Annotated in this window: 11 protein-coding genes and 3 pseudogenes; 4 read left to right on the top strand and 10 right to left on the bottom strand. The window is 61.6% G+C overall.

Features of this window, described 5'->3' with window-relative positions; translation table 11 throughout:
* The first annotated feature begins 73 nt into the window (after positions 1–73).
* The 4 genes from AB4N76_RS00275 to AB4N76_RS00260 all read left to right on the top strand — a co-directional run bounded on the left by AB4N76_RS00275 (position 74) and on the right by AB4N76_RS00260 (position 1172).
* Positions 74–253 (top strand): hypothetical protein, encoded by a 180-nt coding sequence (locus AB4N76_RS00275; protein WP_046032142.1) that lies wholly within the window; start codon positions 74–76, stop codon positions 251–253.
* A 211-nt stretch (positions 254–464) separates the two neighbouring features.
* Entirely contained in the window at positions 465–590 is a 126-nt protein-coding gene (locus tag AB4N76_RS00270; protein ID WP_256577230.1) for a hypothetical protein, read from the top strand.
* A 115-nt stretch (positions 591–705) separates the two neighbouring features.
* The gene (locus tag AB4N76_RS00265; protein ID WP_077432078.1) at positions 706–918 is read left to right on the top strand and encodes a hypothetical protein; all 213 of its coding nucleotides are present in this window, start codon (positions 706–708) and stop codon (positions 916–918) included.
* Positions 915–1172, top strand: coding sequence for a hypothetical protein (locus AB4N76_RS00260; RefSeq protein WP_046032144.1), 258 nt, complete (start codon positions 915–917; stop codon positions 1170–1172). The genes AB4N76_RS00265 and AB4N76_RS00260 overlap by 4 nt, the downstream gene beginning before the upstream one ends.
* A gap of 159 nt (positions 1173–1331) precedes the next feature.
* Here AB4N76_RS00260 and AB4N76_RS00255 read toward each other — a convergent pair whose 3' ends face one another.
* From AB4N76_RS00255 to AB4N76_RS00210, 10 genes and pseudogenes are all read right to left on the bottom strand, one after another.
* Positions 1332–1928, bottom strand: coding sequence for a glutathione S-transferase (locus AB4N76_RS00255; RefSeq protein ID WP_046032145.1), 597 nt, complete (start codon positions 1926–1928; stop codon positions 1332–1334).
* Positions 1925–5569 (bottom strand): annotated as a pseudogene (locus AB4N76_RS00250) (AAA family ATPase). The gene AB4N76_RS00255 and the pseudogene AB4N76_RS00250 overlap by 4 nt, the downstream one beginning before the upstream one ends.
* Positions 5566–6810, bottom strand: a complete 1245-nt coding sequence (locus AB4N76_RS00245; protein WP_460163959.1) for an exonuclease SbcCD subunit D C-terminal domain-containing protein — start codon at positions 6808–6810, stop codon at positions 5566–5568. The pseudogene AB4N76_RS00250 and the gene AB4N76_RS00245 overlap by 4 nt, the downstream one beginning before the upstream one ends.
* A 256-nt stretch (positions 6811–7066) precedes the next feature.
* Positions 7067–8708, bottom strand: a pseudogene (locus AB4N76_RS00240) (BatD family protein).
* Complete coding sequence (locus AB4N76_RS00235) at positions 8705–10441, bottom strand: tetratricopeptide repeat protein (protein ID WP_046032149.1); 1737 nt, start codon at positions 10439–10441, stop codon at positions 8705–8707. Before AB4N76_RS00235 ends, AB4N76_RS00240 begins: the two are co-directional and overlap by 4 nt.
* Positions 10438–11516, bottom strand: a pseudogene (locus tag AB4N76_RS00230) (vWA domain-containing protein). The gene AB4N76_RS00235 and the pseudogene AB4N76_RS00230 overlap by 4 nt, the downstream one beginning before the upstream one ends.
* Positions 11509–12003 carry a DUF4381 domain-containing protein gene (locus AB4N76_RS00225; RefSeq protein ID WP_460163958.1) on the bottom strand — a complete coding sequence of 165 codons (495 nt, stop codon included), beginning with the start codon at positions 12001–12003 and terminating at the stop codon, positions 11509–11511. The pseudogene AB4N76_RS00230 and the gene AB4N76_RS00225 overlap by 8 nt, the downstream one beginning before the upstream one ends.
* Positions 12000–12944 carry a DUF58 domain-containing protein gene (locus AB4N76_RS00220; RefSeq protein WP_046032152.1) on the bottom strand — a complete coding sequence of 315 codons (945 nt, stop codon included), beginning with the start codon at positions 12942–12944 and terminating at the stop codon, positions 12000–12002. Before AB4N76_RS00220 ends, AB4N76_RS00225 begins: the two co-directional genes overlap by 4 nt.
* Before the next feature lie 5 nt (positions 12945–12949).
* Positions 12950–13909: an AAA family ATPase gene (locus AB4N76_RS00215; RefSeq protein WP_046032153.1), complete on the bottom strand. Its 960-nt coding sequence runs from the start codon at positions 13907–13909 to the stop codon at positions 12950–12952.
* Positions 13910–14200: 291 nt separating this feature from the next.
* Complete coding sequence (locus AB4N76_RS00210; RefSeq protein ID WP_109786523.1) at positions 14201–14554, bottom strand: hypothetical protein; 354 nt, start codon at positions 14552–14554, stop codon at positions 14201–14203.
* Positions 14555–14582 lie beyond the last annotated feature (28 nt).

Raw genomic sequence — 14582 nt, 5'->3', positions numbered from 1 at the left:
CGAGCCTCGAAGGTTAAGTTTGCTTCACGGCCCCACCGGGCAAGCAAGCCAACTGAACACGAGGAATACCGCCATGAACTTCAATCTCTTCTCCGTTATCGCCGCTTCTGCCATCTCTGCCTCCGTTGCGCTGCCAGCCAGTGCCAACGTTGAAATCAGCGACAAAAAATCCCACGCCCAGAGCTACACCCAGAAATACCTCCAACAGAGCGCCAACTTCTACGCCGCCCTGGATCACAAAACCCAACACTGAAATTTCAGCCCTGCACCTTTTATGCAGGAGCGAAGTCACTGACGTCGATCAAGCTGAACAGCTTCGAGAAACTTGAGTGATGTCGCTCCTGCATAGCGCGTTTACGACAGCATCACATTGCCATTAACGTGCGCCTTGATATCACATGGCCATGTGTTTAGATTGGACGCTGCCTTTTTCAGTCCAATTCTAAAAACAAGGGATCGATAGCATGGCGATGCGTCTGGCAGTGGTTCTTCTTTTCCTCTATTCCGCCCCCATTTCTTCGACTGCCCAGCCCGTTCCAGACGAGCCGGATGCGGCCCGTGAGCGCTTGATGAGTTTTATCGAAGACTGAAATAGACGGGCTTAATGATCAACGAAGCTGATGGTCACTATGGATAACCCTGAGTGGTTGCTACGGCTTTTTTGATTGATTCTGTGCGCATCGACACATGCCCACGGAGATCACCATGGCCCGTTCAATCCTCACTTCTGCCAAACACGGCGCCTACCTGGCCATCGGTCTTTACGTGGCGATGGTGTTGGTCTTCAGCCTCTCGGCTCAATCGCACTACACCACCGACGCGCCGATTCAGGTCGCTTATCCCGCTATCCAGTTCGAACACCGTGCGCAAAACGCAGGGGTTGAACACGCAGAGCTGGCTGGAGTGGTCGGGGCATGAAAGGGCGCAATCTCTGGGTGATTGCCTTCCTGGCCTTCATCACCAATGGATTTTCGTTACTGGGAATAGGGCAGGGCTCAGTAGGTTCCGTGGCACGCTCGATCGAGGCCAAACACGACCTCTCTCGCAACATCGAAACGCAAAAGGCCATGGGGCTGCTGGCCGGCAATCCGCCGATCAAACGCCAGGTCGATTTCTTCGGGCCGTTCCAGGTGGACTGCTCGGTGTTGCAGATGTGTGAAGTGTTCGCCTGAATCCCCCAGACAACGCGATCCTGTAGCAGCTGGCGCAGCCTGCGTCCGGCTGCGCAGCAGTCGTAAAATCAGCACTTGCGGTGTATCAGACAAACCGAGCAAGCCGGATTTACGACTGCTACGCAGCCGGACGCAGGCTTCGCCAGCTGCTACAGGGGGTTACTTGTGCATCACGCCGGTAAACAGGTCTGACTCCAGAAACCGCTGCAACCAGGCCTGCAGCCGCACGTATGGCGTCTGCGCGAACCACTCGCGATCGACGTGGGCGAATTGGCGCACGAACGGCATCAAGGCGACATCTGCCAGGCTTGGATGGTCCGCCAGCAAGTAATCGCGACCCTCCAGCAATGCGTCAAGCGTGCGCAAAAACGCCTCACCTTCGGCCCGATAAACCGCCATCGGTTGCTCGGGGTAGCGTTCGGCGTATTTGTAGCGATTCAGATGCACCTTGAACGCCTGATCGTTCGTCTCGATCAGGGCGGCGATGCGCGCTTGTCCGGCGGCATCCTCGTTGAGCAACCAGTCTTGCGGATCGTTCTGCGCCAACGCCCAATGCATGATCGCCAGGCTTTCATCGATGACCCGGCCATCCGCGTCCAGCACCGGCACCGTGCCTTTGCTCGACAGGGCGAGCATCTCGGCGGGTTTGGCCTTGAGGCTGACTTCGACAATGTTCACCGCGACCCCCGCGTAGCGCAGCGCCATGCGGGCGCGCATGGCGTAGGGGCAGCGGCGGAAGGAATACAGCGTATTCATTTCACCTCCAGGGTGCTCAAGCCATTGCCCTGGCGATGGACCTGAATCTGCACCGGAATCCGTTCGTGCATTTCCTGAACGTGGGAAATCACCGCCACCTTGCGGCCCTGGGCTCGCAAGCCGTCGAGCGCGTCCATGGCCAATTGCAGGGACTCCGGATCGAGGCTGCCGAAGCCTTCGTCGATGAACAGCGACTCGATTTTCAGCGTGCTCGACGCCATCGACGCCAGACCCAGGGCCAGCGCCAGCGACACCAGGAATGTCTCGCCGCCGGACAGCGAATGCACCGAGCGCAGTTCATCGCCCATCTCGGTGTCCATCACCAGCAACCCCAGCATGCTACCGCCGCGCTTCAACCGATAACGGCGCACCAGTTGGCGCAACTGCACGTTGGCGTGATGCACCAGCAGATCAAGGTTGTAGGCCTGGGCGATTTTGCGGAAGGTATCGCCGGTGGCCGAACCGATCAACGCATTCAGGCGTGCCCAGCGCTGGAACTCGGTGTAAGCATCGGCGATCTGCTGGGCCAGGGCCTGATTGGCGTTCTGCCGGCGCTGATCCTCGGCCTGTTCGGCGCGCAGTTCGGCGCAGCGGTGTTCGCTGGCGGCAAACAGGTTTTGCAGGTCGGTGAGGGCCGTGGCCAATTGCTCGGCGTCGAGGTTGCCATTGTGTTGCGCCTGATGATTGAGCAGGCGCTGATCGCGTTCCTGCACGCGCACCTTGGCCTGCTCAATGGCTTTTTCACTGTGCTGCAAGTGTTTGCGCAGTTCACTGACCTGCTGATCGTCGACGCTCAGCAGGGTTTCCAGGCCGGCGTCGTCCAGTTCCGGGTGCTGGGCGCGCCAGTCGGCAATCTTGCCCGCCAACTCACGGTTTTCGGCTTCCAACGCCAGTGAGCGATCTTGCTGTGCCTTGAGCTCGGCGGCCAATTGCACCAGGCGCGTGAGCACACTTTGCAGTTCCTGAGAGGCCGAGGTTTGGGCATGACGGGCCTGTTCGACGGCCTTGTCCAATTGCTCCAGCCAGTGCTCGGCGCTGCGGTGCTCGCCCAACAATTGCGATAGTTTGCGCTGGCAAGCCTGTTGCTGCTCGGCGAGCGCGTTGAACTGCTGCTGAGTCGCGTCCAGTTGCTGGACGCGTGTCAGTTGGCGGTCCTGTTCTTTCTCCAGCGTCTGCTGGCGTTGCTGCTGCTCGCTCAGCTCGTCGCGCTGCTGGTCGAGTTGCTCCAGGCGTTGGGCGATCTGCCGGTCGAGTTGCATGAACGTCGCGGCAGGTTCGTTGCGCAAGGCTTGCAGGGTGTCTGCCGGCAGCAAGGTGCTGAACGCAGTCAGTTCCTCATCCAGACGCTGGCGATCACTGCTCAACTCGCGTTGCTGGTTGACCAGGTGTTGAGTGGCCTGCTGGCTGGCCGACTCCGCGTTGCGCAGTTGCTGCTGTAGGCGCGCGGCGTCCTGTTGCAGGGTGAGCAGGGCGGCTTGGCGTTGTTCGTCTTGCGTGATGCTTTGGTTCAACTGGCTGTTTTGCTGGGCCAGCCATGCGTCACGCTTGACGGCGTCCTGGGCCAGCAGTTGGGCTGACAGCGGGTGCGCTTCGAGGCTTGGTGTCAGGCCCTGCTGTTGTGTCACGAGCTGTTCTTGCTGTTGCAGCAGCTCTTTTTTGCTGAGCAATCAAACCACCCACTTCGCCGCGCAAGTCGGTGAGTTTTTCCTTCAACAGATCGACGGCTTTCTGCGCGTTGGCCTGTTCGCTTTCATCATGCCGACCGAGGCTTTGCAACAGCGCTTCGGGCTGATGATAAGGATGGTCAGCGCTGCCACACACCGGGCACGGTTGATCGTCCTGCAACTGCCCGCGCAACTCTTCGACACTGGCGCTGCGGGCCAGACGCTGACGCTCCAGCAGTTCGCGGGTGACGCTCAGGGTCTGTTCGGCGACCGCCAATTCATTCTTGGCCTTGACACCGTCCTGCGTCAGGCGATCACGCGCCTGCTGGGCCGTGAGTTGGCGCTGGTGCAGTTCGGCGCTGCGCTTGTCCAGGTCTTGCTGACTGGCCCACAGCCTTGTCAGCTCCTCGAACGCACGGAGTTGTTTGCGGTTGTCCTGCAACAGGGTGCCGAGCAACTGGATCTGTTCGGCCACCGCTTCAGGCTCGGCACCGGCTTCTTTGTAGAGCACTTCCAGCTGTTGCTTTTGCGCGGTCAGTTCTTCGCTGGCGCGGGTAGCGTTTTGCTCCAGGGCGGTCAGTTCAGCCTGGCCTTTGTTCAAACGATTGCCGATCAACATCAGTTGTTGCAGGCGATCGCGGTAGGCATTCCACGCATCGCTCAACGGCGCCAGGTGAACGCTCTGTTCCAGCTCTCCGGCCATCCGTTGCAGGCGCACGGCCACTTGCTGCTGTTGCTCAAGCAGGCCTTGAATGGTGCTCTGCCCTTGAGCGCAGGCCTGTTCGGCGTGTTGCTTGAGGTCGGCGCTGGTGGCGGTTTCCTTGACCAGGCGGGCGAGGGTGCTCTGTTCTTCAAAGGCCTGTCGCAGCAACGGTGCATTGGCGGCGTGTTGGCTTTGCGCCTCGACCAGTGCAGCCTGCGCAGCGCCTCAGACTGGCCTCGAGTTGTGCTTGCCGTTCGTTCAGCGCGGTTTGCTGCTCGATGTGCTGCTGGATCTGCGCTGCCAGCGGCGTGAGCTGCGTGGTGAGTTCGGTTGTTCGTGCAAATTGATGGCGTTGCGGGGCCAGTTGTTCCAGACGCGTCAGCTTCAAGCGTTGGTCGGCAAGACCGTCCCAATGTTGCTGAGCACCGGTCAGCTGCTCGGCGGCGCTCTGCTGTACGTCCTGTAGTTGACGCAACTCCTTGAGCCAGGTGTGCTGCAACTCAAGTTGTTTGAGCTGCGCCTGTTGAGTCTTCAGCTGTTGCTGCGCCTCATTAAAGCGTTCATCCAGCTCGGCCCGGGCTTCGGGCGACAGTGGCGTTACGCCCGTGGCCTGGTCCTGCAACAGCTTGTGGGCTTCGCGTGCTTCTTTGGTCTTGTCGAACGCGCGGCGCCCGAGTTGGGTGTAGAGCGCGGTGTCGGTGAGCTTTTCCAGCAGTTCGCTGCGTTCGTTGTCATTGGCCTTGAGGAACGCACTGAATTCACTCTGGGCGAGCAACACGGCGCGGGTGAACTGCTCGAAGTTCAGGCCCAGTACGGCTTCGAGTTGGGTTTTGAACTCGACTTTCTGGCTCGCCAGCAGTTGGTCCTGATCGATGTCGCGCAAACTCTGACGACTGGCTTGCAGCTTGCCACCGGCCTTTTCCCGTGCGCGATTGGCTTCCCAGCGCGCACGGTAGCGGCGGCCATCGATGCCGACGAAATCAACTTCGGCATAGCCTTCACCCGTGCCGCGACGCAGCAGCGTGCGCGGGTCGCCGGTACTGATTTCACCGTCGGCGTCCGGCGCTTTAGCGGACACTTCGAGCATTGCTCAGGCGCGGCACGGCGCCAAACAGCGCCAGGCACAAGGCATCAAGCAGTGTGCTTTTGCCGGCACCGGTCGGCCCCGTAATCGCGAACAGACCGGCACTGGCCAATGGCTCAGCGGTGAAATCAATTTCAAACGGCCCGGCCAGGGAGGCGAGGTTTTTCAGGCGGATCGCGAGGATTTTCATGGCTGTTCGCTCTCCATCTGCACGTCTTGCAACAACTCGGCAAAGTCCTTCAGCGTTTGCTCATCGACCTCGCTGCCATAGCTGTCCTGCCACGCGCGGCTGAACAGCTCCTGCGGCGTGAGCTGATCGAGTTCGACCAGGGTGGTGCTGTCATCGACGCCATCGCGGCTGCCGTTTCCGGCGTATTCGGCGGCGATGCGCACCAGGCGCACGGCTTTGCCTTGCAGGGCAGTTTCAACCTGGTGGCGCAAGTCGGGTTGCGGTTCATCGAGACGCACCCGCACTTCCAGCCACGGCTGGCGCTGGATGTCGGCCAGCAGATCGATATTCGGCAGGTCGGCCAGTTGCAGGAGGATGTCCGCCAACGGCGCCGGGCCGATGCGTTGCAGGTTGACGGCGCGGGGAATCAGCTTGGGCTCGACGCTAACCAGGGTTTCGCCGTCGAGCGTGATGTCGAGGATCTGATGCTGATAGCCGATCTCGGAGAACGACAGCGGAATGGGCGAGCCGCTGTAGCGGATGCGCTCTTCGCCATTGACCTTCTGCGGCTTGTGCAGATGGCCAAGGGCAACGTAACTGATGCTCGGCCCGAACAGACTGGCGGGCAGGGCCTCGGCGTTGCCGATGATCAGGCTGCGTTCGGAATCCTCCGAGACCGAACCGCCGGCCATGTGCGCATGGCTGATGGCAATCAGCGCCTGGCCCGGCTTGCGTTTGGCGTTGGCTGCTTCGATCAGCCATTCATGCACCTGGCCGATGCCGCGCAAGTAGTTGTCGCCCAACTGTGCGCCGGTGACTTCAGCGGGGCGCAGGAACGGCAGCGCCAGGCACCAACCGGCAATTTCGCCGGAGGCGTCGGGCAGCGGCAGCAGCAGGCGTTCAGCGTCCAGTTGGCCGTCATCGAGCCACAGCACACGACCGAGGGCGTGAGTACGCAAACGCCGCATCAACGGCGCGGGCAGTTCGATCCGCGAGCCGGAATCGTGGTTGCCAGCGATCATCACGATGGTCAGCAAAGGTTGCTGCTCATGGGCGCTGACGATGAAATCGTAGAGGCGCTCCTGGGCTTTGACCGGCGGGTTGACGGTGTCAAAGATATCGCCGGCGATCAGCAGCACATCGGGCTGGTCCAGCTTCAGCTGGCGCAACAGCCATTCGAGGAAACAGGCGTGCTCAAAGTCGCGCTCCTGGCCGTGCAGGTTCTGCCCAAGGTGCCAGTCGGAGGTGTGAAACAGACGCAAGGCGTACTCCGTAGGAAATAAGGTGATGGCCGCGGGGGGAATGATGGCGGCTAAAGGGGAGGGAGTTTACTGGCAAACACAGCCGATGTGGCCAGCAACACGAAAACCCTGTAGCAGTTGGCGAAGCCGGCGTCCGAGTGCGCAGCAGTCGTAAATCCTGCAACGCGGATTGTCTGGCAAACCGCGTATGCAGACATTGCGACTGCTGCGCAGCCGGACGCAGCCTCGCGGGCTCGGCCGCTGCTACAGAGGGTGATTATTTGGGGTAAAGCGGCGGCAACCCACTATCACCCACCGGGTCGTGAACCCGTTCGGCAATCGGGATGGCCTTGATCGCGCGCCACAGTTCTTCGCCTTGCCAGTATTGGCCGGTTTCGCTGTAGAGCGCGCCGTTCAGGCCGTCGAGGGCATCGGACAGCGGCACGAAACGGGCGGCCATGTCGGCCAGGGTTTCCGGCTGTTGCCGGGCCCAGGCGTCGAGCGCCTGGCGGGTGGCGTGTGAGTCGTTGGCCTGGCAGGCGCGCTTGAGTTCGTCGAGGACGGTGCGCGGGCTCGGGCCGGTTTGTGTGGCGCGCAGGATCGCCGGTTGCCAGCGGGCACGCCACCAGAGGCCGAAGCCGAGCAGGGTGGTGCAGGCCAGGATCAGCGTGCTGAGTTTCCAGCGCCACAGGGTTTCGTTGTCGGCAGCGGAGCTGACTTGAGGCGTCCCGGCCGGCGCGTCGACCAGCATGCTTGGGTTGTTGGCGACTTGCAGGGTGCGCGCCGGCAGGCTGCTGTGTTCCAGATGATCTTCGAAGGTGTTCCACCAGACCACGTCCACCGTCGGCAGCTCGATGGCGCCGCTGCGGGCCGGAACCAGGGCTTCACGGTCTTCGCGAATGCCGATCAGGCCGCGCTCACTGTTCTCGTTGCTAAGCATCGGTTGATCGGGATAACGCCGCAAGCCGCTGACATCAGTGGCGGGCAAGGGCGGCAATTGCGAGCTGGCCTGGCCTTCTACCTTCAAGGTCAGGCTGCGGGTGAACGAATCGCCCACCTGTGCATGGTCCGGTTGCGGGTTCCAGCTTTCGCCCAGGCTCACGCTGCGGGCCGGCAACCAGGGCAGGTCCGCGGGGTAGAGTGATGGGTTTGGCCTTGACCGTCAGTAACGTTTGCGTGGAGCTGACACGCATCAGTTTCCCGGTTTTCGGCCCCTGTGCAGCGGCGTCCTGAGCGGGTTGAGTGTCGACCAGCGTGGCGCTGAATATCTGCGCTGGAATGGTCAGTTCGCCGCTGTGTTGCGGGTAGATCGCGTAGCGCATTTCGATCACGCCATGGCGCAGCCCGTTGATGACTTTTTCATAGGTGCGTGACTCGCCCAGTTGTTCGATACGCGCGTCGGGCACCTGCAACGGGGTCAGGCTGCTGTCGTCGTACAGCGACACCGAATGGTAGATGCGCAAGGTCAGGATCGCCTGCGCCTGTACGTACACACTGGTCTGGTCGAGGCTGACATCGATAAACACCGGCGCCAGTTTGCTCGCGGTGTCCTGGTTTTCGCTCTCGACCACTTGCACCGTAATGGGCTGGCTCTGCACCTCGCCCAGTTGCAAGGGTGGAATCGTCACGCTGCCGTTTTCCTTGGGCAGCAACGTGATAATCCAGCGCGTGGTCGCGCGGTTGTCGCCACTGAGGGTGTTCAACTGGTTGACCTGGCGGGTGTCGCGTACTTCGAACAGGGGTTCGAGCGGGGTCAGGTCCGGCTTGCCGAACTGTGTCACGTCGCTGGATTCCAGGGTCAGTTCGACCGTCTCGCCGGAGTTCAGGCGACTGCGATCGACACTGGCGACGAGCCCCGACGCCTGGGCCTGAAAGGTGCAGCACAACAAGGCAAGCATGAAGAGGGTGAAGCGGGTCATCGAGTTTTTCCCTGATCCTGATGTTGTTGCTGTTCGTACCAAAATTTGCGCCTGAGCAATTCACCCGGATCATCCGGGATCTTGCGTAACCATTGCTCCAGCGCCTGAAGCTGCTCGCCCTGGAGCGTGTCGCTGGTCGGGCGCGGTGGCGGTTTGGTGCTTTGCTCGTCGGCCAACTCGCTGCCCGGGACTTCATTGCCGCCGGGTTTCGGCGGCGTGGTGGTCTGTTGTTCGGTCTCCGCGGTGGCCGGTTGTGCGTCAGTTTGCGGTTCACCATTGCTCGTCGGTTGCGTGGCGGCGCCTGGCTGCTCCTGCTCGGCGTTTTGCGCCTCGCTGTCGTCGCTGGTTTCCGGCTCCACGGGCGCTGGGGTGTTTTTCTGCTTCAGCAGACTTTCCACCAACGCCTTGTTGGTCAAGGCCGGACGCAAATCCGGTTGAAGTTCCAGCGCCTGTTCGTAGGCATCCAGCGCGGCTTCCAGCTCACCGCTTTTGGCCAGGGCGTTGCCACGATTGTAGTGGGCATGGGCATCATTGCCTTGGGCGAACCGCTGGGCGGCGCCACTGTAGTCGCCGGCTTCATACAGCGCCACACCTTGCCACTGCGGGTCCTGAAAATACTGTGCCGCCCTGGCCGGGTGGTCTTGGTTGAGCAGGTGCAGACCCCGTTGATCCGGGCGCAACCACAAGTCCTGGAAGTCGAAGGCATAACTCGGTTGCGGCAGCATCAACAGCAATGGCAGGCAGAACAGCCAGCCGCGCCGTCCGGCACAGGCCGCCAACAGCAACAGTGGTAGCAACAGCCAGTAACCCTGGTCGGCCCAAGTGTCCAGTCGCAGCGTTTGCCCGTCGTTGCGCAGCGCACGCGGGCCATCGAGCAGGCCCAGTGCGCGCAGGTCTGAATCATCCAGACGCGCCTGGCGATACTCTCCGCCGAGATCGCTGGCAAAGGCTTTCAGGTTGGGGGTGTCCAGGCGTGGCACCAGAATCGCGCCGTCACTGTCCTTGAGGAAGCTGCCGTCCTCCTGAGCGACTGGTGCACCTTCGGCGGTGCCAATGCCCAGCATCAAAAACTGCGTCGAGTGCCCCGCCAGTGCCTGACGAATGCCTTGGCGTTCCTGTTCGGTCAGGGTCGAGCCGATCAGCAAAATCCGCCCGTCGCCCAAGGCGCCCTGGCTCAGCAATGCAAGGGCTTTGTTTACCGCGAGATCGGCGCGATGGCCGGCTTCGGGCATCAGTGAAGGTTTCAGCGCGTCCAGCAGGTTGCGGCTGGTCGACAGGTCATCCGACAACGGCACCAACGTGTGGGCGCTGCCGGCGTAGACGACGATGGCGGTCTGGGCGTCGCTGCGCACTTGCAGCAGGTCGAGCAGCTTGCGTCGTGCCTGTTCAAGCCGGTTCGGCGCAACGTCGGTGGCGAGCATTTCCGGGGTCAGTTCAAGCACCACCACCAGCGGGTCGGCAGGTTTCTGACTGGCTTGTTCGACCCGTTGCCAGCTCGGCCCCAGCAGTGCCAGTACGGTCAACATCCAGGCCAGTCCGAGGACCACCCATGGCAGTTTGCTGTCGCGTCCGTTGCCGCCACTGAGCAGGGCGGCATGGAAGGCCGGCGGCAGAATCATCTGCCAGCGCCCGGCACGTTTTTGCCGGTGCCAGAGTTGCCACAGCAACCAGCCCAATATCGGCAACAGCAACAGCCACCATGGGCGGAACCAGAAAGGCCAGAGCGCGCTCATCGGCGTCTCCGCGAGCGCAGGCGTTTGAGACGCTGACGCCAGTCAGGCAGTGGCGAGTGCAAGAACAGATCCTTGGTAAACAAGCGTAGAAACGGGTTATCCGGCCAGCGTTCGCGCACCACCAACAACATGCTCAACAGCAACGCCATCGCCAGCGGCCAGTGATACAACGCCTGCGCCGGACGGGCCTGGGTGGGTTGTTGCGTCACCGGTTCGAGTTTGTCCAGGGTGTCCTTGATGGCTTGCAGTTCGTTGCCGTCATGGGCACGGAAGTATTGACCGCCGGTGGCTTGGGCGATGGCTTGCAGGGCCGGTTCGTCGAGGTCCAGGCTCGGGTTGATGCCCAGAAAGCCCAGCGTGCCGCTTTCTTCCGGGTTGGCACCAATGCCGATCGGGTAGATTTTTACCCCTTCGTTTGCCGCCAGCCGCGCAGCAGTCAATGGGTCGATTTCGCCTCCGTTGTTGGCGCCGTCGGTGACCAGAATCAGCACACGGCTCTGTGCCGGACGTGTGCGCAGGCGTTTAAGGGCCAGGCCAATGGCGTCGCCGATGGCGGTGTTCTTGCCAGCGATGCCGATGCGCGCTTCGTCGAGCCAGACCCGCACGGTGTGCCGGTCGAAGGTCAGCGGGGCTTGCAGGTAGGCCTGGCTGCCAAACAGAATCAGTCCGACCCGATCGCCATCGCGGCTTTCCAGGAAATCACCGAGTAAATGTTGCACGAGGCTCAAACGGCTGACGTCTTCCTCCTGCCACTGCATGTCGGGGAAATCCATCGAGCCGGACACGTCCACCGCCACCAGCAAGTCGCGGCCACTGGCCGCAATCGGCAGCGGTTCGCCGAGCCATTGCGGGCGCGCGGCGGCGATCAGCAGCAACAACCACAGCAGCATGAACGGTGCCTGTTGACGCCAGGCCGGCAGATTCGCCCGGGCGCGGCGTCGAGCGAGGCCTTCGAGGTCGCTCAGGAAACTGACTTTAAGTGCCGGCTCGCCGCTGTCGGCGACCGGCAGCAACACTCGCATGAGCCACGGCAGGGGCAGCAAGGCAAAATCCACGGCCAGGCGAACTCAAACATGCTTGCGAATCCAGGTGTCGACGGCTTGGGTCAGGCCGGCGATGGCCTTGTCGTCGAGTTTGCATTCGGGTTTGTAGGCACCTTCGACCAGGACCATCCAGCGCGTCAGGCCGGCAGCCGGGCAGCGGTTGTCGAGAAACGCCAGCCATTTGCGCCCGTTGAGGGTGTGGCTCTGGCTGTAGGGGTAATGGTTGCGGCACAGGCGCTTGAGCAAGCCATTGAGTTGCTGTAGCCAGGCTCCGGCCGGCGCACCGTCGTAGGGTTTGGGCATCAGTGCCAGTTCGGCCAGCGCAGCGACACGCACCGGGTCCAGTGGCTGTTCGGCGCGAACGACGGGCTGTTTGCGCGCAAACACGTGTCGCAACCGCCACAGGCCAACGCCGATCAGCGGCAGCAATAAAAGTAATAACCACCAGCCCGGCGCGGGTGGCCAGAACTCGATGGGTGGCGGGGTAATCAGCGGTTGCAGTTGATCGAGACTGCTCATCGACCTTTCCCCGGTTTTTGTGGGTTCAGGTATTCGCGCAGTTGCTCGACCATCTCGGTCTGGGTGCTCAAGGGCATCAACAAGACGCGCAGTTTTTGTGCAAGCAGTTCCCAGCGAGCGATGCGCGCTTCGGCTTGTGCGCGATAGGTCTGGCGCAGGTCGTAATTGAGCGTGTCGAGCTCCAGTTGCGCGCCACGTTCGGCAAAACGCAGCAAGCCTGCGGCAGGCAGGGCATGGTCCAGTGGATCGGACAAAGGCAGCAGCAACAGGTCGCAATGGCGCGACAGCAGGCTCAGTTGTTGTTCCGAGCCTTCGGTCAGGGCGCGCTCGTCGCAGATGACGATAACCAGACTGCCGGGGCGCAACACTTCCCGCGCCCGACGCAGTGCCATGTTCAAAGAATCACGGTTCTGCTCGGTTTCGGCGTGCAGCGATTGATTGACCCGCACCAGCCGGTTGAGCAATTGCAGCAGGCTTTGTTTGCTGCGCCGGGGTTTGATTTCGTAGTGCTCGTTGTCGCCGAACACCAGTCCGCCCACCCGGTCGTTATGGCCCAGTGCGGCCCACCCGATCAGGCTGGCGGCCTGGGCGGCAAGGACCGATTTGAACATCAGGCCCGAGCTGAAGAACAGCCGGCAGCTTTGCTCGACCATGATGAAAATCGGCCGTTCGCGTTCTTCATGGAACAGCTTGGTGTGGGGCTCCTGAGTGCGTGCCGTCACGCGCCAGTCAATGGTGCGCACATCGTCGCCGGCCTGATAAACCCGCACCTGGTCGAAATCCACACCGCGTCCACGAAACTTGGAGTGGTGCAGGCCGATCAGCGGGCTGCGTTGGCTCGGCGTGGAAAACAACTGCACTTCACGCACGCGATGGCGCATCTCGATCAGCTCGGCGAGGCTGACGCGGATGCCCGGCTCGGGCGGCGCAAGGGCGTTCATCGGGGTCAAGCGACAGCTACGACGTCGAGAATCCGCTGGACCACCCGGTCCTGGTCGATGCCAGCAGCTTCGGCTTCAAAGGACAGGATGATGCGATGGCGCAACACGTCAAACAGCACGGCCTGGATGTCTTCAGGGCTGACGAAGTCGCGCCCGGCCAGCCACGCGTGAGCCCGTGCGCAACGGTCCAGCGCGATAGATCCACGAGGGCTGGCGCCGTAGGCGATCCAGTCGGCCATCTCCGGGTCGAACTTGCCAGGGTTGCGCGTGGCCATGACCAGTTGCACCAGGTATTCCTCCACGGCGTCGGCCATGTACAAACCGAGGATTTCCTTGCGCGCGGCGAAGATCGCCTGCTGGCTGACCCGGCGTTCCGGTTTGGTTTCGCCGTTCAGGGCTTCACCACGGGCCTGCTGCAGGATCTTGCGTTCCACCGTTGCGTCCGGGAAACCGATTTTTACGTGCATCAGGAAGCGGTCGAGCTGGGCTTCGGGCAGCGGGTAGGTGCCTTCCTGCTCAATCGGGTTTTGCGTCGCCATCACCAGAAACAGCGGCGAGAGCTCATACGTGCTGCGCCCGACACTGACCTGACGTTCGGCCATGGCTTCGAGCAGCGCCGATTGAACCTTGGCCGGGGCGCGGTTGATTTCGTCCGCCAGTACCAGGTTGTGGAAGATCGGGCCTTGCTGGAACACAAAGCTGCCGGTTTCCGGGCGATAGATTTCCGTGCCGGTAATGTCGGCAGGCAACAAGTCAGGGGTGAACTGGATGCGGTGGAACTGGGCTTCGATACCTTCGGCAAGCTCTTTGATGGCCTTGGTCTTGGCCAGGCCCGGGGCGCCCTCGACCAGCATGTGGCCGTCGGCAAGCAAAGCGATGAGCAAGCGCTCGATGAGTTTTTCCTGGCCGAGAATCTGCGTTGAAAGAAAGGTTCGCAGCGCGAGCAGCGCTTCACGATGTTCCATCGATGACTGTTCCTGGAAAGGGTGACCGAAGACGTCTGAATAACGCCAGGGCTGGGGGCGTTACTTTAATCCATCGCGGGGGGCGGCGACTAACGGCATTTTGTGCAAAGTGCGGGAAATGATTGGCGAAGGGTTGGAAGTTTTCAGGCTCGCAGGCTGGTGGCGTTCTTTCGGACGCTATCGCGGGCAAGCCCGGCTCCCACAAGTATCGGCGGTGCGCTTGCGATGCTTGCAACACCTCCGAACCTGTGGGAGCCGGGCTTGCCCGCGATGAGGCCCGCTCAGGCGCTATCAAAGCTCGCTTATATAAGTACCAGTCCCGTCAAGAATGTTACGCAGTGTTTCTTCTACTTCAGCCAGATCACTGGCATCGGTGTTGTGAATGATTTCCAGCGAGTCATCCCCATTCAGGGCATCCGCATCCGCCGCCGCGATTTCGATCAGCAGGCGGGTAGGGCTCAGAGTGACTTTGACCCCGTCCAGCGTCGAAGGCTCGCCATCGAGAGTAATTTCCAGTTCGTCTTCATCCGGGTAGCGGGTCATCAGGAACATATCGCCCTGAGTGCTGTGGCAGGCGAGCATGGCCATGTTGTCTTCCTCGTCATCGCAAGGGTTCACAATCAAGAGGTCGGTGGTCATTTGCATGGGCAATTCCTGGCTCGGCGAGCATGGT

Source organism: Pseudomonas sp. S2_F03, from assembly GCF_054668335.1.
This window is presented reverse-complemented; position numbering and strand designations above follow the sequence as displayed.